The sequence below is a fragment of the Lentilactobacillus otakiensis DSM 19908 = JCM 15040 genome (assembly GCF_001434145.1).
In the GTDB taxonomy this organism is placed as follows: Bacteria; Bacillota; Bacilli; order Lactobacillales; family Lactobacillaceae; genus Lentilactobacillus; species Lentilactobacillus otakiensis.
Genome location: NZ_AZED01000013.1, coordinates 165,506 through 188,561 on the forward strand (window position 1 = coordinate 165,506; position 23,056 = coordinate 188,561).

The 23,056-nt window shown below is 42.3% G+C and carries 19 protein-coding genes; 10 read left to right on the top strand and 9 right to left on the bottom strand.

What is annotated here, in order from left to right; all coding sequences use genetic code 11:
- Positions 1–217: 217 nt before the first annotated feature.
- A complete protein-coding gene (locus FD05_RS06805; RefSeq protein WP_020281030.1) occupies positions 218–2,755 on the bottom strand; it encodes a M1 family metallopeptidase in 2,538 nt (845 codons plus the stop codon).
- Between the two features lie 139 nt (positions 2,756–2,894).
- Here FD05_RS06805 and FD05_RS06810 point away from each other — a divergent pair, with 139 nt between their 5' ends.
- The 4 genes from FD05_RS06810 to FD05_RS06825 all read left to right on the top strand — a co-directional run bounded on the left by FD05_RS06810 (position 2,895) and on the right by FD05_RS06825 (position 6,086).
- Positions 2,895–3,641, top strand: a complete 747-nt coding sequence (locus FD05_RS06810) for a DUF6198 family protein (protein ID WP_476737547.1) — start codon at positions 2,895–2,897, stop codon at positions 3,639–3,641.
- Between the two features lie 60 nt (positions 3,642–3,701).
- Positions 3,702–4,601, top strand: a complete 900-nt coding sequence (locus FD05_RS06815) for a DMT family transporter (RefSeq protein WP_020281027.1) — start codon at positions 3,702–3,704, stop codon at positions 4,599–4,601.
- A 103-nt stretch (positions 4,602–4,704) separates the two neighbouring features.
- Positions 4,705–4,920 (top strand): hypothetical protein, encoded by a 216-nt coding sequence (locus FD05_RS06820; RefSeq protein ID WP_020281026.1) that lies wholly within the window; start codon positions 4,705–4,707, stop codon positions 4,918–4,920.
- Positions 4,921–5,231: 311 nt separating this feature from the next.
- Positions 5,232–6,086 (top strand): GRP family sugar transporter, encoded by an 855-nt coding sequence (locus FD05_RS06825; RefSeq protein WP_020281025.1) that lies wholly within the window; start codon positions 5,232–5,234, stop codon positions 6,084–6,086.
- Positions 6,087–6,157: 71 nt separating this feature from the next.
- Here the strand turns inward: FD05_RS06825 and FD05_RS06830 are convergent, their stop codons facing one another.
- Complete coding sequence (locus FD05_RS06830) at positions 6,158–8,326, bottom strand: YhgE/Pip domain-containing protein (RefSeq protein WP_020281024.1); 2,169 nt, start codon at positions 8,324–8,326, stop codon at positions 6,158–6,160.
- A 137-nt stretch (positions 8,327–8,463) separates the two neighbouring features.
- On the opposite strand from FD05_RS06830, the gene FD05_RS06835 reads away from it, so the two are divergent.
- Complete coding sequence (locus tag FD05_RS06835) at positions 8,464–9,156, top strand: hypothetical protein (protein ID WP_020281023.1); 693 nt, start codon at positions 8,464–8,466, stop codon at positions 9,154–9,156.
- A 13-nt stretch (positions 9,157–9,169) separates the two neighbouring features.
- Positions 9,170–11,332: a YhgE/Pip domain-containing protein gene (locus FD05_RS06840; RefSeq protein WP_039932779.1), complete on the top strand. Its 2,163-nt coding sequence runs from the start codon at positions 9,170–9,172 to the stop codon at positions 11,330–11,332.
- Between the two features lie 97 nt (positions 11,333–11,429).
- Here the strand turns inward: FD05_RS06840 and FD05_RS06845 are convergent, their stop codons facing one another.
- The 4 genes from FD05_RS06845 to helD all read right to left on the bottom strand — a co-directional run bounded on the left by FD05_RS06845 (position 11,430) and on the right by helD (position 17,431).
- Entirely contained in the window at positions 11,430–12,293 is an 864-nt protein-coding gene (locus FD05_RS06845) for a YitT family protein (protein WP_020281021.1), read from the bottom strand.
- Between the two features lie 156 nt (positions 12,294–12,449).
- Complete coding sequence (guaA, locus tag FD05_RS06850; protein WP_039932777.1) at positions 12,450–14,003, bottom strand: glutamine-hydrolyzing GMP synthase; 1,554 nt, start codon at positions 14,001–14,003, stop codon at positions 12,450–12,452.
- Between the two features lie 82 nt (positions 14,004–14,085).
- The gene (gene coaA / locus FD05_RS06855; protein ID WP_020281019.1) at positions 14,086–15,015 is read right to left on the bottom strand and encodes a type I pantothenate kinase; all 930 of its coding nucleotides are present in this window, start codon (positions 15,013–15,015) and stop codon (positions 14,086–14,088) included.
- 121 nt (positions 15,016–15,136) lie between these two features.
- Complete coding sequence (gene helD, locus FD05_RS06860) at positions 15,137–17,431, bottom strand: RNA polymerase recycling motor HelD (RefSeq protein WP_020281018.1); 2,295 nt, start codon at positions 17,429–17,431, stop codon at positions 15,137–15,139.
- 189 nt (positions 17,432–17,620) lie between these two features.
- Here helD and FD05_RS06865 point away from each other — a divergent pair, with 189 nt between their 5' ends.
- From FD05_RS06865 to FD05_RS06875, 3 genes are all read left to right on the top strand, one after another.
- Positions 17,621–18,274 (top strand): histidine phosphatase family protein, encoded by a 654-nt coding sequence (locus FD05_RS06865; protein WP_020281017.1) that lies wholly within the window; start codon positions 17,621–17,623, stop codon positions 18,272–18,274.
- A gap of 16 nt (positions 18,275–18,290) precedes the next feature.
- Entirely contained in the window at positions 18,291–18,473 is a 183-nt protein-coding gene (locus FD05_RS06870; RefSeq protein WP_020281016.1) for a type II toxin-antitoxin system Phd/YefM family antitoxin, read from the top strand.
- 133 nt (positions 18,474–18,606) lie between these two features.
- A complete protein-coding gene (locus tag FD05_RS06875) occupies positions 18,607–19,797 on the top strand; it encodes a hypothetical protein (RefSeq protein ID WP_020281015.1) in 1,191 nt (396 codons plus the stop codon).
- A gap of 151 nt (positions 19,798–19,948) precedes the next feature.
- Here the strand turns inward: FD05_RS06875 and FD05_RS06880 are convergent, their stop codons facing one another.
- Entirely contained in the window at positions 19,949–20,452 is a 504-nt protein-coding gene (locus FD05_RS06880; RefSeq protein ID WP_020281014.1) for a MarR family winged helix-turn-helix transcriptional regulator, read from the bottom strand.
- 163 nt (positions 20,453–20,615) lie between these two features.
- Between FD05_RS06880 and FD05_RS06885 the strand changes: the two genes are divergently transcribed.
- Positions 20,616–21,788, top strand: coding sequence for an alpha/beta hydrolase family protein (locus tag FD05_RS06885; protein ID WP_020281013.1), 1,173 nt, complete (start codon positions 20,616–20,618; stop codon positions 21,786–21,788).
- Positions 21,789–21,906: 118 nt separating this feature from the next.
- On the opposite strand, the gene FD05_RS06890 is transcribed toward FD05_RS06885, so the two are convergent.
- Both FD05_RS06890 and FD05_RS06895 read right to left on the bottom strand, forming a co-directional pair.
- Positions 21,907–22,287 carry a MerR family transcriptional regulator gene (locus FD05_RS06890; RefSeq protein WP_020281012.1) on the bottom strand — a complete coding sequence of 127 codons (381 nt, stop codon included), beginning with the start codon at positions 22,285–22,287 and terminating at the stop codon, positions 21,907–21,909.
- 196 nt (positions 22,288–22,483) lie between these two features.
- Positions 22,484–22,741, bottom strand: a complete 258-nt coding sequence (locus FD05_RS06895; RefSeq protein ID WP_020281010.1) for a hypothetical protein — start codon at positions 22,739–22,741, stop codon at positions 22,484–22,486.
- Positions 22,742–23,056 lie beyond the last annotated feature (315 nt).

Below are 23,056 nucleotides of genomic sequence, written 5' to 3' on the forward strand. Positions count from 1 at the left end.
GCAGCCTGGTCGAATACTAAAATATTACATTGCTGAGTGGCGCTGTTAAGCCACTAAATTTGCTTCTTTTCAAGATTATTATAAATGTGTAACATTACTCAAAAAATATGGTCTCCACAATTACTAATGAATAAATCGGAATGCTTTACTAGACAGACATTTGCAGATAACAAAAGAGTTCCATCAAGCAGATGAAACTCTTAGGATAATTTCAATTCTATTTAACCACATGAGAGACTGCAGCATTAACATCCGCCTTTTCAGCCTCAACTAATTGAACACGGCTATCAATGACACTGACATCCATCTTGATTTCCCGTGTCAATCCAGGAGTTGGAATCTTAGGGACGAAGAATTCTTTGAACTCGGCCAATCGTTGTGATGTGTGGAAAACGCTTGAGATTACGGTAATATAGGTGGCAAACTCCATGTCACCACCAACCGTCTCTTCAAGCCACTGCCAGTTATTTCTGATCCAGTCCCAGGCAGCTTGTTCGCCTTCGGTATTAGCCAGAACCCCCCGGAACCATGCCCGCAGATCTTGTGGTTTAATTGTCTCAGCATCCTCAAACTTGCTGACCAATTTGGCAATCAGTTTTGGATCTGTAGTACGAGTCAAAGCAGCACAAATGTCCTGCTTGTAACTGGCGTCAGAGGTTTGCCGATAAACAGCCAACAATTGATCAAATAGCTTTTCACTGCCAAAATTCTTCACTTCATTGAAGAGGACAAAGGCTCGAACATCAGCTGACAAGCCAGCCAGATTATCCTCGTTGCCCTTAAACAGGCTGTGCGCCGAAGCGATGGCATCAGCATTCTCTGCATATAATGATGCACCTAAAACGTAAGGACGAGTCAGTTGATCATCATTGGATTCACCATCTTTAGGCACAAATCCCAAACGATCAAGTTGAGCAGAACTGAGCTTATCGAAAAATTGTTTGAGTTCCTTTTCTTCTGCTGATTTTGGTGTCACGAATTTCTTTAAATTATTGGCAACCCGATACAAAGCCGCATTAACAATATTTGAATGGCTGTCAGCAAATCTTGGCAGCAGCGGCACAATGTTGGCATATGAGTTCTTGCGACCATCGGCTAACAAGCGCAGGTCTTGGAGAACCTGAAGTTGTGAAATGGCATCCAGGTCATCAACATTGTCCAGAATGTCCTTCATCAGCGTTTCATCATATTGAATAATAAAGTGTGAGTTATTGCCGACATTCAAGAAGAATGGTTTCCCATTTGCTTGGCGAAGTTCCTTATAATCGCCTACAGTCACCGTCTGATCAGCCATAATTTCGGGAACAGCATCGTAATTGCTGTTAAGTGGGATTTGCCACTTGCGGTCAACGTCCTTACTTTCACCAATGAAGAATTGTTGTTGTGACAAGGTTAATTTGCCGTCTTCGACTTTGGCAGTCACAACTGGATAACCTGGTTGTTCCAGCCAGGAATTCATAATTGCGCCGACGTTGATGCCTGAAGCATCCCCCAGTGCTGCCCACAAATCAGCACCGGTCGCATTGTGGAACTTATGAGCGGCAAAGTAATTCTTCAAGCCCTCGCGTAACGCTTTATCGCCAACCAATGCCCGGGCCATGACTAACATTCTGGCACCTTTGGCATAGACAATCGCCGAGTCAAAAATCGAATCGATCTCAGCTGGATCTTCAACCTGAACATGGACTGATTGAACGCCATCAGTCGCATCTCGTTGCAGTGCAGCAGGTACATCTGAAGTTTGGAAGACCTCCCAAATGTGCCAGTCAGGTTCGATGGCATCAATCGCAACATATTCCATCATATTGGCAAAACTTTCGTTCAACCATAAGTCGTCCCACCACTTCATGGTGACCAAATCTCCGAACCATTGATGGGCCAGTTCATGAGCAATGACAGTGGCAACTAATTGTTTCATTTCAAATGAAGTGTTCTTAGGATCTAACAATAGGTAGGCTTCTCGATAAGTGACCAAGCCCCAGTTCTCCATGGCGCCGGCAGAGAAGTCTGGTAATGCCAGTTGCCATGAATGAGGAAGTGGATATGGGGTTTGGTAAAAGTCTTCATAGAATTCAATCGAACGTTTGGCAATGTCCAACGCAAAATCAAGTTCGTCTGCTTTATGCGCTTTGGTTGCAAAAACGCCAACCTTCACACCGCTCTTGGTAGTGGTTTCTTTGCTCTGCAGCTCCCCGAAGCCAAAGGCAATCAGGTAAGTCGACATTCTCATTGTGGTGTCAAAGTAGTGAACACCATTTTCAGTGCGGGTTTCGGGCATATTGCTGATAATTGTTTCACCGGCATGTTCGTCGAACTTGATGGCCAAGTCAAAAGTGGCTTTGGCTTCAGGTTCATCAACACATGGGAAGGCCTGCCGAGCAGCTGTCGTTTCAAATTGAGTGCCAATGATCTGTTTCTTAACGCCGTCAACTTCATAATATGAGGGATAAATCCCCATCATCGTGTCGGTCAGTTTGGCATTGAATTTGACTGCTAAGGTCACTTCGCCTGTCTTGGGTAGGTCGATGTTGATTGCTTCATTATCATCATCTTTCGTGAATGATACATCTGCACCGTCAGCTGTCACTGAGTCGATGTTGAGAAACTTCTGGTGAATGGAAATTGATTGGGTCTTGGCATCGCCAGTAATTGTTGAAGTACCGGAAAACTGTTTGTTTGCTCGGTTAATGTCCAAGTAAATGTTGTAATGACTTGGTTGAAACTTATTGTAAAAATGAGTTAATTGTTCTGCCATGAGTTGCCTCCTTGAAAATTTCTTAATTATATTATACGACTCTGAGAATTATGATGGGGAAAATATCGCGACAATCTGGGAGTGTCTTGCCTGATAAAAAAATAGCTTGTATACTTTAACCGGCAGAGGTTAAGTTGCCATGCAAGTGATTTTTACATATGGACGTCAGCAGATTTGGGTGCTGGCTTTTTTACTATTTGTCGAGGGGGCAATCATCATTCAAAACACAAAAGCAAAACGCTGGACCGGCCTGATCTCCGGTTTGATCCTCAACGCCTTCGGAAATGCACTGACCATTTCCGCCAATATGGGAAGCGCGGTTTGGACGGCCTCTGCTGTGAATTACAGCCATTGGTTCAATCTCAACGTTGGCGTTATCCTGTTTGTCATTGGCTTTCTCAATGCCGTGACTAATCAGATCCTGCTGCGAAGTCCAGACTGGCCACGATTTGTCGGTGAAATTCTGTATGTCTGTTGCTTCAGTTATTTTGTTAATATTTTTGTCCAAGCCTTTGACGCCACTGGAATTGGTCAGTTGCCAGTTTGGGTTCGGGCACTTCTGTCGTGCTTAGGAATTATCTTCTTCTGTACTGCAATTTCACTATATCAACGCGCAAATCTTTTGATGCACCCCAACGATGATACCACCAACATTTTGCGCTTTATGTATCTTAATAAGAGCGCCATTGCCTCGCAGTTAGTTGACTTCATACCGCCGATTATTGCGATGATCATTTCGTTTGCGATCACCAAGAATCTTTATGCTGTCAATATCGGAACCATCTTTTCGATTTTATTTAATGGGCTCATCATTCAAACGGCGGATCGCTTGGTTTGGCCAACTTTGAAGCATAACTTCAAAACACTTGGGAATCATAATCATTAAAACCTGACACCATGAATTGCGACAGATTCATGGTTCATTTAATATGAGGAGGATGATTATTTGAAACGTTATGCACCACTGTTCGTTGCCCTTGGCGCAATCAGTTACGGTATTCCTGGATCATTATTTAAAATGGCACGGGCTGATCAGGTTACCGACAGCTTACTATTAAGTATGACATTTTTAATTGCCTTTATCATTTTCTCTTTTGCCCGGAGGCTGCTCAAACCAGATGATCGCTATGTTGCGGATCGAAAGCTCAAATGGTTGGTCATCATTTCCGGGAGCTCCATGGGGTTCACGAATACCTTTTATCTGTTGTCATTAGCCTACGTTCCAGTGGCAATCGCAGCCGTCATGATGATGCAGTCAGTTTGGCTCTCGATTGCCATCTCGTGTTTAATACACCGTCAGTTTCCGACCGTCACCCAAGCAATCAGTGTCATCACAATTTTGATTGGCACTGTATTAGCCACGGGTCTATTCCCACTCCATCAAAATGTTTCGTGGAAAGGAATGGGACTCAGCTTTCTTTCAGCCCTCGCCTATGCTTTGACGATTCAATTTACCGGCAATGTTGGGTCCAACCTCCATCCGCTCACCAAAGCGCAACTCATGAGTGGTGGCGCTTTGATCGTAATTTTAGTCATCTGGCTGCCGACTATTTTACCAGTTCATCACTTGATCACTGGTATTCAATGGGGCGGGATCACATCATTCTTTGCAATGCTGCTGCCCCTTACCTGCTTCTCGTTCTTCATGCCCCACTTATCATTAGGCATTGGGCCAATCATTTCATCATTAGAATTACCATCTTCGGTTGTATTTGCCTTCATATTGTTGGGAGAAGCCGTTACCATCAGCCAAATCGTGGGGGTTTGTTTAATTATTCTAGCTGTCATCCTTTCCAACATTTTGCCGTTTCGACTTCATGGACAATACCAACAAATGCGCCCATAAAATATTGACCATATTCATTAAATACCCTTGCATCTCGACTAAAGTATGGTAAATTTAACTTGAATTGATTGATTGCCATTCAACAAGGAAAGGAACCTTAACGATGATCATTACACTGCTTATGATTCTTCTATTTGGCTATTTGCTCATCAACCTCAGCTGGCTGTTTGTTAAGGCCTCGGTGTGGCTGGTGTTACTGATGGTTGGTTTCTTCATTGTTTCAAAGCTCTTGCTAGTTGGTTTGATTGTTGCTGCCGTTTATGCAGTTTATGTGTTCATTCAACGTTCACAGATGCAGCCATATAAGAATCGTCATTAACCAATTATTTGAAAATAATTTACATGCTGGAGGTTAGCCAAAAGAAGATGTCTTTTGGCTAACCTCCTTTTTATTTAACAACCCAGTTACGTAAAAAACGAGTATAATGCCCAATCTTAGCTGTTCCCAGATTTTTTTGATTGCTCCATCGGTACACAATCAGTTGATTTCCATATATACCATGATCGGTCTACCCGATGTGCCACTGTAAACTTTAGGTTTTTCTTAACTTTGTAACCGTTTTGATAGAAAATTTCTTTCATAAGGTATAGAATTACTGTTATCAATTAAAGTTGAGGAGAGTCTTGAATATGAATTTAATTATTGCGTTACTTCCCGCCCTTGGCTGGGGATTAATGCCACTTATAACCGGTAAAGTTGGGGGAACGCCAGCCAACCAGATCTTTGGAATCGGTGCTGGAACCACCATTATTGGATTAATCGTCTTTGTGGTAACCCGTCCCGCTGTGAATCTCACTGCGTTCCTGTTTGCAATCGTTTGCGGGGCGTTGTGGACAATTGGTCAAATTGGTCAATTTATTTCCTTCAAACGGATCGGCGTATCAAACACCTACCCCTTATCAACTGTCTTTCAGTTAGTTGGTAACTCAATTCTAGGTGTTTTGATCTTCGGTGATTGGCAGGGAACTCAATCAAAAATCATTGGGGTCATTGCGTTGATTATCGTGATTGCCGGGGCGCTGTTAACCTCTGTCAGTGACGAAAAAGGCGGTAAAATCACCTTTAAAGATGCCATGTTCCTATTGTGTACGACCGTTGGTTACTGGATTTATTCATCGTTTCCAAACATTCCAATCATCAAGGCGCAGAGTGGAACTGCCGTTTTCCTGCCAGAAATGATGGGAATTCTGATTGGTGCCATTATTTTCGGTTTGTTCACTGACCGCCGTTCCTTCATGCAAAAAGAGCAATACTTGAACATCATTGCCGGTTTGCTCTGGGGATTTGCTGCACTTTCGTATATTTATTCCGCTCAAGCAAACGGCAATACCTCAGCATTTATCTGGACTCAGTTAAGTGTTATTATTGCCACATTTGGCGGAATCACCATCCTGCACGAACATAAGAGTCGCCGTGAGATGATTTTTACCATCGCCGGGATTCTATTGATTGTGGTTGGAAGTATCGCAACATCATTTGCTTAAAGTAATTTAATCAGCTAAATCAAAAACGGCCACCAAGCAGAGTGCTTGATGGCCGTTTTCTTGTTCATTTTTTACGGTTGCCCAATCCCACTCTTGGTAAAATCGTTGAGCAGTCTGGCCGTGACCCGTTTGAAGAAGTCCTTCATAAACAGGCCGACGATCAATCCACCAATCAGCATACAGATCAGAACGAAGAAATCTAACACAACTGTTCCGACATTCGGGCCACCGACAGCTTCCCGAAAGCCACTGACACTGTATGAAAACGGGAAAATTGGTTGAATGATTCTTAAGAACAGTGGATTCAACTGGACTGGGTAAATTGCCCCACTACCAGCCAACTGAAAGGCCACCATCATCACAGCAAGGGCCTTCCCCAGGTTGCCAAACACTGACGCCATCGTATACACGATTACCGAGAACGTCAGCGATGAGACCACGCCGATCATCACCATCAGAAATAAACTTTCCACGTGAACTCTGAGAATAAAAACCGTTGAGAACACAATAATCATCGTTTGAATCATTGATAAGGTGTTAAAAAGCAGCATCTTGCCAATATATTCTTCACGCGGTCGTAGATTCTTGAAACGGTGATATTTGGGTGCGGAAGTGTGCAGCACCGCGACCAGCATCGCACAGCCAACCCAGATCGACAGTGCCATGTAAGTTGGGGCAAACGCCTCACCAAATGAACTCACGCGATAGATATTTTCGTTCTTAACGTTAAATGGTTGTGCCAAGGCATTCCCCATTAACTTTGGATTATTCTGGAGAATACTGATGATATCGGCAATATTATTATCAGAGGTCAATTTCAGTTGATTGCTGGCTTGAAGGATCACCCCTTTGTATTGTAAAAGCTGATTCTCCAAATCACCGGTAGAACTGCTGACCAATTTGTTGCCAGAAATCACGGTATCCAAAGACTTCTCGTTTAAATTCTGAATGTCGTTCACATTGTTCAAAATGCCTGAAGCTTTACTGCTGGCAGACATCAAATTTTGCTGAATGCCATTCAGTTCTGATTTGACCTGCTGGTTATAACTGGAAAGTGAATGATTCAGCTTGGCAACTGTTGAATATGATTGGCTGGAAATTTGATGGAGTGCATTCGCATTGGCAGTATTGCCCGCACTTAGACTGCGCTCTAGCTGCGAAACTTGATGCGATTGGCTATCCAAAATATTTTTAACATCGTTCAATTGACTGATGAGATTGGTGACACCTGCCAGATGACGATTTTTATTGATCGTTTGGAGATACGAAATCAACGGTGTAATCTGCCCTCGCAAAAGTTGAATCTGTGAACGAATCTGGCCGGCAAGCGAGTTCGCCTGCCCACGACTGGTTGCAGATGTCATTTTGCTCAATTGATCGGTCTGGGTTTGTAGCCGTTTGGCATCTGTTTGAACGCTGTTCAGACTGGTTTGAACGGTGCCAAATGATTGGTTGACTGAGTGATTAACGCTTTGAATCAAGTCTTTGTTGGAAGATCCAATGGCTTGATTAATATTAACGTCTTGGGAAGTCGCAATGACTGGTTTAAGTTCAGAAAAGACCATCGCCAATCCACTGGAGGTCTCGCTAATATCACCCAAGGTGTTGGTAGCGAGTTCCATACTGTCCCCAAGATTAATGATCAAATCTTTTAAATTGAGAATTTCTGATTCGTTATCCCCCGCCTTCTTACCAGCGATATTTAGATAAGAAAAGATGGTGCTGTTCACTTGATACACAAATTGCTTTTTGATCGTATTCAAAAGGGTCTTAGAGGCCGCTTCGGTGATCTTGTAGCTCATCGGGCTGGCCTTGGTATCGGCAATGTAATCAATATGCGCTTTCTTTGGATTTGAACTAATGATGCTTCCCAGATCAGTTGAAAAATTCTTTGGGATTCGAATCTCAGCGTAATATTTACCAGCGCGGACTTTTTTCTGAGCGGGCTTGGCATCGACAAACCGCCAGCCGATTTGATTGTTGTGCTTTAATTGGGCAATAATCTGATTACCCAAGTTCATTTGCTTCCCCTGCACGGTTGTCCCCTGATCATTATTCACGACTGCAACGGGAATTTTGCTGACTTCTTGTGATGTATAAGGATTCCAGATTGCTTTTACGTTTACCAGCGTGTATAAGCACGGCAGAAAACAAAGCGCGGTGATTGTGAGCAAAGCGGCCTTGTATTTAAAAATCGATTTTAAATCACGTTGGTAAATCAGTTTAATATTTTTAAACATTGTTCAATTCCTCAAATTTTCTGATGACTTGTTTCTCTAAAAAAATGCATTATACTGATAATAACGCGTATGCGAATGATTAACAATGGTAACTATAGTTAACAACATTAACCTAACTTTATGAGGAGATTTAAAAAATGAAGCATTCAATCATGATAAATTGGGTAGTTGGACTGGCAATCTTATTTGGAATCGGCCTGTCTCAACCAACCACCGTTTCGGCAAAATCAACTGCTGTCAAAGTCACCAACACACAGTCTTTGACCAAGGCACCCTATCGTGCGGTCAGTGGCTATCTGTACAGTTCCGCGAAATTAACCAAGAAAGTTCATAATGCGGACAACTACCCGTTGACCACATTTTACGCTTACAAATCAGCCAGCATCCAGCGTGCCAACGGGAACAAGGCCGTGTATTACTATGTCAAGAACGGCAATGGCAAGGTGAAGGGCTGGATCTGGAGTGGCCACTTGGTTCGACTGATTAACATCAGTCAGCAACGCAAACAGGTTAACCAAATTATTGGGCTAATCGATACGTTGTCGACCGACAACAAAAATAATGTCATTTCGATTCTGAACTTGATGAACCGACAAAGTACCCTGCCAGATTTATTGACCCAGCTTAACAATTTGGCACAATCAATTAATAACAATCCAGACATCGTCAAACTCAATCAAATTATAAAAATGATCAAATCTGATGGCCAAACTCTCAATTATTTATTCAGCGAAGGCATCAACAAACTTTATCCAAAGATTGTTGCCATCCATCATTTAAATAACCGAGTGTTTGCGTTGGCCCAAGGATTACTAGATCGAATCAACTGAAAAGGACCCATTTATGCGAACAATATTTACCTTACTCAAACGTGATCTACAAAGAATATTTCATAGCCGGCCGGTGTGGATCACCCTGCTGGCTTTTTGTCTGATTCCAGCAATCTACGCTGTACCAAATATTATGGTGTCATGGGATCCGTATTCTAAGGCCAATACCAGCCGGCTGCCGATTGCCGTAGTGAATAACGACGAAGGCAGTACCGTTAACGGTAAGCAGCTTAACGTCGGCAAGCAAATTGTTAGCCAACTTAAACAAAATCACCAGATCAATTGGATCATGACCAACGATTGGCAAGGCAATAATGGCTTAGATGAAGGAAAGTATTACTCGATCATCGAAATTCCCAATGACTTCTCCAGCAAGCTGGCCACCTTGGTTTCCAAAAATCCGGAAAAACCAAATATCATTTATAAGTCCAATGAAAAATTAAACCCGGCTGCCACTAAGATTACTGGACAAGCAGTCGATACCCTGACCGAACAGGTTCGGGATAGTTTCATCAAAATCAGTTCCAAGGCTGCTCTGAAAGAAATGAATGCTGCAGGTGAGAAAATCAACACCCACAAGCCAGAAATCTTGCAGATTCGGTCTTCCTTGATGGACGCCATTAATACCGTTAAGAAAACCAAGGGTTATTTGAACCGTGCCAACAAGGATTCAGCGGATGTTCAAAAGTATTTGCAGACCGTTCAGGGCGACATTCCCAAAGTCTCCAGCCAGATTACCAATCTCCAAAATGTTGTCAATCATGGTCGTGACTTAACCAAAGCCACAAAAGAGTCGCTCAATTCAGCCCAGAATGATTTGACCAGCGGCATTAACGACTTGCAGTCAGACAACAATCGGATGCGTTCATTGGTTGATGATATGAATTTGGGCGGTCACTCGTCCAGTAAATCCTTGCTTAATAGTGAAATTAACCAGCTGGAAAGTCTCAATTCCAGCACGATCAGCCATCTCAATAATGCGCTGCGAGTGGCTGATATCGTCAATAACATTCTCCCAAGTAATCAAACCGTGTCATTGATTAAGGGATTGAGCAATGCTAAAAAGCACATCCATCAGCAGCAACGAAACCTGGCAAGTCTAAAAACTGCTAATTCCGGCAGGTCGCAAAGATCCATCAATCGGCTCATTAAACAGCTGGCATCGACTGCCAATGCATTTGGTAACAGCATCGACAATGCCGGTTCCACATTTAACAACACCGTCAATCAAAGTATTGATAGCTTGAGCGACACAATGGATACCCAATTAAGCGGCGACGATGACGTTCTTGAATCGCTGCGAACGTTGTTGCCGCAACTGAATGCGTTGACGGCCGCCGGGAAAGCAATTAGCAAAATTTCCGTCTCGCAAATTGACCGAATCAAACACCGATTAGATGGAATTGAGGATAAACTCAACGATTTAAATGAGCAAACAAAATTTGTGAACGAACAAAACCTCAACAAACTAATCAATGTACTGGGCGAGAGCCCAAAAGTTTCCAACTTACTGGCTTCGCCGATCACTCTCAAGCAGAAGCAACTCTACAATATGGGGCTGTTTGGCTATGGGATGGCACCGTTTTATACCGTTCTATCCATGTGGGTCGGCGTTCTGCTGCTGACAACGATTGTGTCATGGAAGTATGTTATTCCGGAAAATGAACGGTTCCCGAAGGCCAACCTTGTTCAGAAATACGTTGGGAAATTGTTGTTGTACCTAACCTTATCCTTCACCCAAACAACGTTTATCATGCTTGGTGAATTACTCATCATTGGGTTACGGCCACGAAGTCTCTTGGCAATGTTGGCGACTGCTTACCTGGCAACGACCGTCTTCACGATTATTATGTTCACGTTTGTGTATATGTTCGGCAATATTGGCAAGGTCTTTAGTGTCCTACTGATGATTGCCCAACTGTTCGGAACCGGTGGCGTCTACCCACTGGAACTAATTCCATCACATTTGGCAAATCTAGCGCCGTTTTTGCCGTTTACTTACGTCATTCAAGCATTCCGGGAAGCGATCGCGGGCCCCATCCCAAGCGTTTACTGGCATGCCATGCTCATGCTGGCGGCGTTTGGTGGTGGCTTCTTACTGATTGCACCATTGCGAAGAGTCTTTGTTAAGCCACTCTCGAAGATGGAAAATGGATTTCATAAGTCACAGTTATAAGCAAAATCAGCTACCTTCGAAATACAAAAAGAGCTCACAAAATCATTTTTTGATTTTGTGAGCTCTTTTAATCTACATGAATCAATTTGTTTAATTACTAAAGAATTCTTCGCATATCCAATCCTCTGGCACTTCGAATGTTTTCAACGACAATTAATGCATTCTTGTCTTCACGCTCAATAATTGGAACCAATCTGGTCACCCGCCGTGGACTCGCAATCATGTAAAGCATATGCTGGTCAGCATCGCTGTAATAACCAGTACCATTAAAAATGGTCATTTCCTGATCTAATTCTTTTGAGATTGTCACCGCAATTTGGCGATATTTTGGCGAAACAACTAAGACGGCCTTTTTGGCGCCGATATTGGCTAAAAATTGGTTAGTAAATACTGAATACACATACAGATAGATGACCGTTAGAACGGTATTGGTAAACCCAATGATCATGATAAATGGGATTACAATGAACAAGTCAAACACTAAACTGCCTGTTCCAATCGAAATGCCAAAGAAATAATTGAGAATTTTACCGATGATCGTGTCACCCGCGATGGTACCATTGTATCGAAAAATCAATCCAATGGAAATTCCCGTCAATGCGCCAGCTAAAAGCGTCGGGACAATGAGTTCATGAGTGTGATAGGTATAGAATACCGGAATTTTCAGAAAAACCGTCATCCAGGCAATTGCCCAAATTGTCAAATAAGTCGTCTTTTTTTCAAACAATTTATATCCAACCACGATCAGAACAGCATTTATCAGCAAATTGGACAGATAGGATGGTACACCAAATGCATAGTACAACAAGGCTGTGATTCCCATCGCCCCGCCTTCACCAAGATGGGATGGTAACAATAAATAATTATAAGTCATCGAATAGATGAATGCGCCGACAGCAACCCCAATCAGTTCTGTGGATTTGATATTCAGTCGCTGCCAATATTTCCAAATTGAATTCATTTTACACCTCAAAAATTATGTATGAGTTTCATTCTAACATCAATACTACAAATTTGGGATACTCTTTTCATTGATGATATCCCAATAAAAAATTCGTGAAAAAAAGAGGCCAAAATCAAAATTCGATTTTGGACTCTTTGCGCATTTATAAAATGATTATTCCCATTCAATTGTTGCCGGTGGCTTGCTCGTAATGTCATACACTACGCGGTTAATGCCATCAACTTCGTTTACGATCCGAGTTGAAATGTTCTGCAGAACATCCCAAGGAATTCTTGCAAAGTCGGCAGTCATACCATCAACAGAGTTCACACCCCGGATAGCGATGGTGTAGTCGTAAGTCCGACCATCACCCATGACACCAACACTTCTAAAGCCTGGTAAAACAGTGAAGTATTGCCAGATATCACGATCAAGGCCGGCCTTTTTGATTTCATCTCTCAAAACCCAGTCACTATCGCGGACAATCTTCAACTTTTCAGGAGTGACTTCACCAAGTACACGAATTCCAAGACCTGGGCCTGGGAACGGCTGGCGCCATACCAGGTTTTCAGGCATTCCCAGCTTTTCACCAATCTCACGAGCCTCATCTTTGAACAAGGTGTTCAGAGGTTCGATCAACTTGAACTTCATGTCCTTTGGCAATCCACCAACGTTATGGTGAGACTTAATTGTCTGAGCAGTATCAGTCCCACTTTCAACGACGTCGGTATAAAGTGTACCTTGGGCAAGAAAATCAATGCCGTCAAGTTTCTTGGCTTCATCGTTAAATACTTGAATAAATTCGTTACCGATGATCTTCCGTTTCTTTTCAGGATCGGAGACACCCTTTAATTTGGATAAGAATCGGTCCTGAGCATCGACTTTAATGATGTTCAAGCCAAACTTACCAACCAGGCTGTCCATGACTTCATCAGCCTCGTTCTTACGTAACAAACCGTGGTCAACAAAAATACTTGTCAGCTGGGTTCCAATTGCTTTATGCAAAAGAACACCAACAACACTTGAGTCAACGCCACCAGAAAGGCCCAGCAAGACCTTCTTGTCGCCGACTTCTTTTCTGATATGTTCGATCTGCAAATCAATGAAATCATCCATTGACCAGTTTGCTTCTGCGTGACAAACATTAAAGGCAAAGTTCTTCAAAATCTCGTTACCATACTTGGTATTCCGAACTTCAGCATGGAATTGAATTCCGTAGAAATTGCGGTCAGTATCCTGCATCGCAGAAATTGGACAGTTACGGCTGGTTGCCACTGAGGTAAATCCGGTTGGTACTTCATTAACCAGATCACCATGACTCATCCATACCGGCTGCTCTCTTGGCAAACCTTTAAACAAAACGGCATCATCTGAAGTGATCTGAATGTCTGCATGACCATATTCTGAGTCATCAGCCTTCTCCACTTCCCCATCAAGGGTATATGCCATAATCTGCATACCATAACAGATTCCCAGGATTGGAATTCCCAGCTTAAAGATGTCTGGATCAACCTTCAAAGCGCCATCTTCGTACACACTATTTGGACCACCAGAGAAAATAATTCCCTTGGGGTTCATGTCTTTAATCTGTTTTGCGGACAATGCGTGGGACTTAAGCTCTGAATATACGCCTAAGTCACGGATCCGTCTTGTAATCAGTTGGTTATACTGACTACCGAAATCCAGCACTAAAATCTTATCGAAGCTTGATAAGTCAACGTTTGCCAAATCATACACCCTTTCAAAGTTCTTACATAAATAATAAACGATTCAACTAGGTTTGGTCAACATTATTCTGAAAATCCAAACATTAATATTTTCTCAGGTACAATCGATCGATCAAATGATTGTCCGTCTTATGCATTATCATATCAGCTCGTGACCGAGTTGGCAGGATATTTGCTCGAAGGTTCGGCAAGTCAATTGTGTCCCACACGCGGCGTGCCACGGCGAAAGCCTCGTCACGGTCGCCCTGAGCATAGTCATAATAATAGTTATCCGGATCTTGAAACGCCGTGTCCATCAGACGGCCAAACCGTTCCAAGTACCATTTTTCGATCAAATGCACATCAGCATCCATGTAAATTGAAAAATCAGTGAAATCGCTGACGTAAATCTGCTCATTACTTGGAAGCTGTAAGGTATTAATCCCTTCGATAATTAGAACATCCGGGCGGTCAACCAGTTCAAACCGGTTGGGAATGATGTCATAGCTTTGATGGGAATATACCGGCGATTTAGTCACCGGCACTCCTGACTTAACCTCATTTAAAAAGGCGATCAACTTCCGCATATCATAGCTCTCAGGGAATCCTTTTTTGTCATAAATGCCGCGTTTCTTCAATTCCGCATTTGAATACAGGAATCCATCGGTGGTAATTAACTTGATCGTCTCACCAGTGAAATAATTGGAAAGCAATTCCTCAAGCACCCGGGCAGTCGTTGATTTGCCGACAGCCACGCTTCCGGAAATTCCGATAATAAATGGCACGGTTCGGACCTTTTTGCGCAGGAAGCGCGCCTTAGTCGTCTGCCATTGATCAAAATTATTCTTCTGCAAGCGAATCATATGCACCAATGGCTTATAAATGTCAGCCACATCCTGCAACGAAATTTGATCATTAAACGCCTTAATGTGTCGTAATTCATTGGAAGTCAACGGCAGATCAACTTCACTGTCATTATTAAAATGTTTCCATTCATTTTTGGTGAACGAATAATAATTAATTAAATCATCCATGCTTTTTCTCCGGTATCCTTTACTTAACCTAACAAGTATAACATTTAGTACTCACTCCATGTTGACTCACAATCCACAAATTAATTACAAAAAAATCGGACCATTACGATCCGATTACTGACTAATTGAGTTCGTATTCATCTTTTGGAACCGTATCGAAAATCGGTGATAGTTCTTTGATTGCCACCACTGTCAATCGATGCATGGCCCGAGTAGCAATCGTATACACAAGCTGCCGATCACTTTCATCTGGGTAGCATGCCTTGGAGGCATCCCACATGATGACGCTATCGAATTCCAACCCTTTGGCAAGATAGGATGGCACAACGATAATGCCTTTGACCAGCCGCTGGTTCTCAGTTCGAATCAATGTCGACTTAACACCAAGTTCGGCTAATTTACCGCTCAGTTCTTTACACTCTTTCAAAGTTTTACCAATGATGGCAGTCGTTTCATGATCAGCCAGATTCAGATCAGATTGCTGCTTAACTTGTTCGACCGCGGCATCCATCCCATCCTTAACGTAAATGTGAGGCAGGTCGCCTTGCCGGTTAAATGGAATGATGTTTTCACCGTTGGTAAGCAAATGTTTGGTAAAGTTGGTAATCTGCTCGGTTGAACGATATGATTTGGTCAATTGTACGACTCGCGTCTTATCCTCAGGGAACATGCTGCCAAGTTCGCCTAACAGCTTCCGGCTGTTTTCATGGGTAAAAATGGCTTGATTCAAATCGCCAAGCAACGTAAATCGGGTTCTTGGGAAACTGAACTTTAAGAATGCCAGTTGAAATGCCGAATAATCCTGCACTTCATCAATAAACAGATACCGGATATCCTTATCGCCACGTTTACCAGTCATTAAATCATACAGGTAAATATACGTTGACGCGTCAGCCAATGATAATCGCCCCTTCTTCAAACGACCAACTGTCGCTTTAATTTCTTCCTGCCACATGTCATCGGTGATATCAAAATCAGTTAACTTGATGATCTTCGGAATGGCCCGCAACATATGGACAAATTGATTATTGATACTCAGCCAGTGATTCCGGGCAATTTGCCGTTGAACTTTTCTAAATGATTTGATCACAATTCTTCGAGCGAGGAACTTAAACTCTTTGTCAGAATTCAAGATTTCTTCTTCACCCTCTGAGTGGAATTGCTGAATCTCTTCTTTTGATAGGTTTTGGACAGCATCTTCAACCCACTTTTTCTTCATTTCAACGTGAATCTTTCGGTTCAGAATCTTCATCAATTCTTCTTTGGTCGATTCCAACCGGTTACGCAAGTTGTAGTTCTCATTGAAGCCATAATAAATTTCAGCAATCTTTTCCTTAGGGATCAACACAGTTCCATTAAACATCAAGTTTCTAAAGCGCATGTCTTCCTTGTTCAAATGATTGGCATAAGCGCTGACTGCCCGGAAGTAATCCAAGCTGCCCTTGATATCATTGAGCTTTTGAGCCTGCTTGTCCAGTTGTTCGGTGAACCGTTCAGACAAAGTTTCGACTTGCACGCTCGGCAAACGATGGGAACTATATTGAAAGAAAGTCATTTGGACCATGTTTTGCTCACCTAATTCGGGGAGCACTTGGTTGATGTAGTCGTTAAACAACTGGTTAGGTGAGAACAAAATAATTTGGCCGGAATGCAAATTGCCACGATATTGGTAAAGCAGGAAGGCGACCCGCTGCAGAACTGCGGCAGTTTTCCCTGAACCAGCCGATCCTTGAACGAACAGCAAATCAGAATCGGTATCCCGAATAATCTGGTTTTGTTCCTTTTGAATGGTGGTGACAATACTCTTCATCTTGGTGTCAGAACGATTGCTTAAAGCATCCAGCAACATTTGATCGCCGACCACTTCTTCAGTATCGAAGACGGTCTTGATTTTTGAATTTTCAATTTGGAATTGACGCTTTAATTTCACGTCAACGGTCTGTTCACCATCGGGCGTCATGTAAGTGACATCACCGATTCCACCGTTATAGTAGATACTCGAGATTGGTGCCCGCCAGTCGTAAATTAAATAATGATCCGGCTGGTCAGTAAATGAAGCCATCCCAATATAGATGGTCTCATCACGTTTCTCGTCTCCTTCACGGAAATCAATCCGTGCAAAATAAGGATTCTTCTCAAGCTTGTTGAGAGTACCAAGTTCTCGGGCGGCATGTTCCTGGCGATTTTCACGTTCGGAAAGCATCTGCTGTTGCTGCCGAATAGACATGGCAGTTTCCATCATTCCGCTGTAGGTTTCCGTCTTGAGACGCACATCATTATTAAAATTTCTGTTGATATCCTTCACATCACGCTTGGTTGACTTGATCTTTTTCTCAAGGTCCTTTTGTGAAATATGAATCTCATCAATGACGTGGTCCAAGTGGTGTTGTTCTTGTGTTTTGATATTATCTGCCATTAATTTACCCCCTATAACTTGACTTAATAGTTTAGCATAAAAACGTTACCAATACAAAAAACATTATCGTTTTGGTCTTAAAGTTAACAATTCATGCCACAATTGTAAGATTGGTATACTTGTAAATGTTGCGTTATGATATGATATAATTTAGATGTTTTAAATAATTGTATACTTAGGAGGACGCTCATGACTATTTCACTATATTTCGTTCGACATGGCCAGACGTATTTAAACAAATATCACCGCATTCAAGGTGTCATCGACTCCCCGTTAACTGACAAGGGAATTGCCGATGCCATCGATGCCGGGAAACGCCTCAAACAGATTCCCTTTGACGCGGCTTATAGCAGTGATACCTCCAGAGCAATGAAAACTGGAGCATTAATTTTAAAAGAAAATCCATCTGAAGTAAAGAATCCTGTTCCAGTCAGCGCCTTTCGTGAACTGAACTTCGGTTACTACGAAGGTGAAGATGATGTGAAGACCTGGCATACAATTGGTGGCCCAATCGGCGTCAACTCATTCCATGGTCTGATTGCCAAATTTGGTATCAGCAAGGCCGAGGACATGATTGCCGCAGCTGATCCCTACAAAGATGCCGAGAGCGGCGAAGCGTTCTGGAATCGGCTCAAACCTGCCATTGATCAAGTGGTTGCCAATGCCGAAGATGGTGACAAAATCTTGCTGGCCACTCATGGCACTTTGATTCGAAACGTAGTTGCCAAGTGGAGCGATATTCCAGTGGATGTTTCAACCAAGAACGGCAGTGTTACCAAGGTTAACTGGGATGGGAAGAACTATTCCGTTGAGTATTTTAATAATGTGAGTGAAGATTTATAAACTGTGAGGTCAGCAAATGAAAGATTCAACTACTTCAAGCCAAGACCTAATTAATCACTTTTCTCATTATTCTGATCAAATAATTGACTTAAACAAAGCTTTAATTGTAAAGAGGCCAAATAACAAAAATGTTGTCTTGGTTCCTCAATCCGAATTTAACGCTTGGATTAAATCAGAACAAGTTTCTAACAACGACTAGCCTTTAAAGACCGTGAGCAAATACAACTCACGGCCTTTTTTATGGAATTTATTAAACCACAAGAATTTGAAGAAAATGTGAACGTGTGCGAGTGCCAGGCTCTGTTATAATATAGGCGACAGGGGGTCACATCATGAAGAAAATTCTACCTTTAATTGCCGTTGGTCTGGCAGGCGTCCTTTTGCTTGCAGGCTGTGGCCACAAAAAAGCCGACATGGAAGATGCCACGACGGCACCCAGCAATTCGACTAAATTAAACAATTTGCTCACACCCGCAAAGGTTAAGGTGCCCGAAGACTCGCAGACTTCTAACAATGATCAATTGTATTCCCAGTTCTATAAAAAAGATGGTCAATGGTACTGGAAGTTGACGTCACAACAAGATGGCACTATTGACAATAGTCAGATTAAATCACTGAAATCAACTAACCAAACTGACGTTTATAATTTCTCAATGGTCAGCAATCAAAACAAAAAGTACAATTTAAAGTTTAATTGGATTAACGGTGGCCACCAGGCCTACACGGTCAATGCCGCCTATCATAACGTTGACAGCAACTTCATTCTCGCTGATGCCAAGGTTTCTGGGCAATGGCAGACAGGTGCACCAGAGGCTATTCAGGGCACTTGGGCAACCGATTTTGCCAACAATTCAGGCAGTGATGCCCAAAAACTGCCATTTACCAAGCAATTCTTGAATATTACCGCCAGTGCCACTAGCAGTTTCCTCAACGAGTATGACAGCAATCACCGTCTATACAACTCCGAAACCAGCAATAAGACCACTAATTTATTCTATAAAGAAAATGGTAATGACAGTTATGTACTTAAATCATACAATGCCAACCAAACACCGGTTGTTTACAGCATTTCTGTCGTCAACAATAATCAGATCAAAGTCGACGGACTAACAACTGGAAGCCTGATAATGTCTAAATCAGCAACCAGCTCCACCACCGCAGCGTCCGCCTCATCAGCCAGTTCTCAATCCGGGTCGGTGGCAAGCAGCACCACTACTAATGCCAACAGCAACCACTTAACTGACCAGCAGGTGGTTAACTGGATTTGGCCATACGTTCAGGCAAAATATCCCAATATGAATGTCGCCTCAACTGACTTCACCTACATGCCACAGATGAAAGACGGCCAACTTTATGTCAATGTCCTTGAAAACCATAATGCCGCTGCCTTCAAGAAGAGTGGCGTCGACACTGGCACCAATCCACAAGTTGCCAGCTTCAGAGTGACTGCCAGTGGTGCTTTGCAGCAGATGAACGCGACAACTGGTGATTGGACCACCGTTTCGAGTGGTTACAATGGCTAATATTTAAGCATCAATTTAAGCATCAATTTAAGTGTTAATTGGTTTTTGAACAGTTTCTTAAACAGCTATGTTTGATTACACTGGTATTGAATTGTCACTAAAACTAACAAAGAACTGGAATCCGGCCTTTAGTCGGAGATCCCAGTTCTTTTTATTTTTCCTTCCCCTTCGTTACCATTGCTAAAAAGCTCTGGCGCATACTTGCTAGTCTTTGTTTGTCATTTGGACCATTATATTTTGCTGCCATCCCAGCAATTATGGTCTGAAATAGTTTAGCAAGTTTATCCTGATCAGCATCACTCAATAAATTCCAGCCCGAAATTTCAGATTGATGTCCTTCGCTGATTACTTGTTTCCCAGCAGCAGTCAAATTAATTAATGTCACTCGCTTATCCTTCTTTGAGTGATTTTTCTGAACCAATCCCTTTTTGACCAGCTTGTTCACAAATTCAGTAACCGACGGCGCTGAGATTGATAACCCCTCAGCCAATTCCTTTTGGGATTGACCATCCCGCTCACTTAGTGCATAGAGAATGTTTCCTTGGCCTTGGTAGAATAAGTCTGGACTATCTTTCCCGCGCATCTCCAAAGCAAAATATAATAGCAAATCAAAAAAATTTTCAGTTAGTTCATGTTGCTTTAATTCGTCAGACATTCTAATTCCTCCGCTATTTTTTAAATTAGTATAACATAATTTCGGTTTATAGTAAGGGCCCCTAAATTTTTATTGACATTTTATTTAGGGGGCCTTATTATATTTGGGTACCAAGATGACCCAATCGTCATTTAATAAAATTTGATTTGCGAGGTGTTCCATTATGAAATTAATATTTAATGACCCAACATTTTCCTTCGAAACAATCAGGACATTAGGTTACAGCGCTTATGGCGGTTCTGACCTCAGTGAGGTTGTTACAACTGCCAACAAAATTAATGATGGTGACTTTGAAAGTTGGTACACCAACTGGAATGCATTAGCAGTACATGTCAATAACCGGGCAAAGTCATTCGAAAATTCCGGTGAGCTTTTGAGCGCCGGACAAAATTATCTGAAAGCTTCCAACTATTTTCGGACGGCTGAATTCTTCTTACATGGCCGTCCAGACGATCCCCGTTTAATATCAACCTGGGAAAATAGCCGAGAAACGTTTAGAACGGGTATTCAGCTTTCCGCCCAAAACGTGGAATTTGTTGAAATCCCATACGAAAATACAACCATGCCAGGATATTTCTATTGGCTGGATGACAAGCCACGCCCAACATTACTTGTTCATGGTGGCTATGATTCTACTGGCGAGGAACTATATTTTCAAATTGTTATTGATGCCCTGGCTCATGGCTACAACATTCTGACCTTTGAAGGACCAGGCCAAGGTGAAATGGTCCGAAAGCAGAAGCTTGCATTCCGTCCCGACTGGGAAAACGTCGTCTCACCTGCAATCGACTTTCTGGAAACAAAACCGGTTGTTGATAACAAACGGATCGCGTTAATGGGAATTAGCTTCGGCGGATTGCTTGCCCCACGAGCTGCTGCATTTGATCACCGGATTGCTGCTGTAATTGCAGACGACGGACTATTCTCTTTTGATTTTTTTGATGCGTTTGCGGCACGCGGACATCACACACACGACTTCGGTGGGATAGAAAAAATCATTCAAAAGTTGATGGCTGAAAGTACGCAAGTTCGCTGGGTTATTGAGAATGGTATGTTTACATTTGGAGCTAAATCTGTACAAGAGCTATTTCAGCTAACACAAAAGTATACGTTGAAAAATGTTGCCGAAAAAATCGAGTGCCCCGTGTTAGTATGTGATGCAGCCAATGATGGCTTCTTCAAAGGACAGCCAGAATTATTGTATAGTCATCTAAAATCTTCGAAAACGTTGATGAAATTTGATCAGACTGACGGCGCACAGGAGCATTGTCAAATAGGGGCAATCAAATATTATAATCAGAAGGTGTTTCAATGGTTGAATAAAAGCCTCAAATAATAAGTTTCTCTTCTAAGATGTCTTTCTCAGTAATCGCGCCACCCTTTTAAATAAGTAAAAAACGCATTGATTCAATTTGTGAGAATTCAAATTCTCCAAATCAATTCAATGCGTTTTTCTAATGTTTACCCATTTTACCTTCGTAATCCTTATCAATCTTCTCATAATGATCAACCTTATATTTCAGCTTATTATAAGATTTCTGCATCTTGGCTAATCGCGCACTCACTATTTCCAGTTGATCGTTCAGCAATTCCTTGCGTGCCTGGACTGTCTGCTTACCCTGCTTAAATAATGAAATATAGTCAATCAGATATTCGACGCTCACCCCAGCATCCCGCATGCACATTGCAAAAGACACCCAGTCTAAGTCTTCGTTATCATAGTTCCGATAGCCAGCTGAATCACGGGTCACAGCTGGAATGGCACCAACGCGTTCCCAATATCGGAGCGTATCCGATGCGATATGATACTTTTTTGAAACTTCGTTAATTTTCATTTAATCACCTCATCAATTACACCACTATCATAAACCTTAGAGTGGACTTTAAGGCAAGACATGTCCATAAAAAATGAAACCAGCATCAACATGTCAGCTTCATCATTCATATTATTCTGAAATTGGTTTCAACTTCTGAATGACTTTGGCAGGGACGCCACTCAAGCAATCGTTGTCTGGGCTATGATCTTAGTGATCATTCTGTTACTGGCACCTGCCAGCCATTGTCGAGCATCTGATGGTATTTCCGACCCACCGGCACCCATAGTTTGGAACGCATGATTCTTTTCATTGAATCCCAAAACAAAGGGTCCTGCTTCTCTTTAGTTGATAAATTAAGCTGCCAGTATTGCCCATCTTCGGTTTTAATCAAAACAAACGGATAGAATACCTTGGCAAGCTGTGCTGAAACAATGTTGTTAATCATTTTAGTATCGTCTATTAATGCGGTCATTTTTGATGTCACCTTTCTTAGTTACTTTGATTAACTGAATGATATCAGCAACGGCTTAAACGAAGATTAAAATAAAAACACTTCCAAAATTTGGAAGTGCTTTTGAATATTTGCTTTTGTTTACGTTGTGTTTTGTGGTTGGTGTTAGGCTACCTAGCCGAATCGTGCTCCACCAAGCAGAGACTTGCATCTAAGGGGCTTTAGGCAAAAATCAAACTCAATTTTCGCCGTCTTGAAGGCCACCTAGCCGAATCGTGCTCCACCAAGCAGGGACTTGCATCTAAGAGTACTTAAGCAAAAATCAAACTCGATTTT

Bases quoted from the DNA above. Each gene is read 5' to 3' on its own strand.
- FD05_RS06805 (WP_020281030.1), bottom strand. From the start codon at position 2,755: ATGGCAGAACAATTAACTCATTTTTACAATAAGTTTCAACCAAGTCAT.
- FD05_RS06810 (WP_476737547.1), top strand. From the start codon at position 2,895: ATGCAAGTGATTTTTACATATGGACGTCAGCAGATTTGGGTGCTGGCT.
- FD05_RS06820 (WP_020281026.1), top strand. From the start codon at position 4,705: ATGATCATTACACTGCTTATGATTCTTCTATTTGGCTATTTGCTCATC.
- FD05_RS06825 (WP_020281025.1), top strand. From the start codon at position 5,232: ATGAATTTAATTATTGCGTTACTTCCCGCCCTTGGCTGGGGATTAATG.
- FD05_RS06830 (WP_020281024.1), bottom strand. From the start codon at position 8,326: ATGTTTAAAAATATTAAACTGATTTACCAACGTGATTTAAAATCGATT.
- FD05_RS06835 (WP_020281023.1), top strand. From the start codon at position 8,464: ATGAAGCATTCAATCATGATAAATTGGGTAGTTGGACTGGCAATCTTA.
- FD05_RS06840 (WP_039932779.1), top strand. From the start codon at position 9,170: ATGCGAACAATATTTACCTTACTCAAACGTGATCTACAAAGAATATTT.
- FD05_RS06845 (WP_020281021.1), bottom strand. From the start codon at position 12,293: ATGAATTCAATTTGGAAATATTGGCAGCGACTGAATATCAAATCCACA.
- coaA (WP_020281019.1), bottom strand. From the start codon at position 15,015: ATGGATGATTTAATTAATTATTATTCGTTCACCAAAAATGAATGGAAA.
- helD (WP_020281018.1), bottom strand. From the start codon at position 17,431: ATGGCAGATAATATCAAAACACAAGAACAACACCACTTGGACCACGTC.
- FD05_RS06865 (WP_020281017.1), top strand. From the start codon at position 17,621: ATGACTATTTCACTATATTTCGTTCGACATGGCCAGACGTATTTAAAC.
- FD05_RS06870 (WP_020281016.1), top strand. From the start codon at position 18,291: ATGAAAGATTCAACTACTTCAAGCCAAGACCTAATTAATCACTTTTCT.
- FD05_RS06875 (WP_020281015.1), top strand. From the start codon at position 18,607: ATGAAGAAAATTCTACCTTTAATTGCCGTTGGTCTGGCAGGCGTCCTT.
- FD05_RS06880 (WP_020281014.1), bottom strand. From the start codon at position 20,452: ATGTCTGACGAATTAAAGCAACATGAACTAACTGAAAATTTTTTTGAT.
- FD05_RS06885 (WP_020281013.1), top strand. From the start codon at position 20,616: ATGAAATTAATATTTAATGACCCAACATTTTCCTTCGAAACAATCAGG.
- FD05_RS06890 (WP_020281012.1), bottom strand. From the start codon at position 22,287: ATGAAAATTAACGAAGTTTCAAAAAAGTATCATATCGCATCGGATACG.
- FD05_RS06895 (WP_020281010.1), bottom strand. From the start codon at position 22,741: ATGACCGCATTAATAGACGATACTAAAATGATTAACAACATTGTTTCA.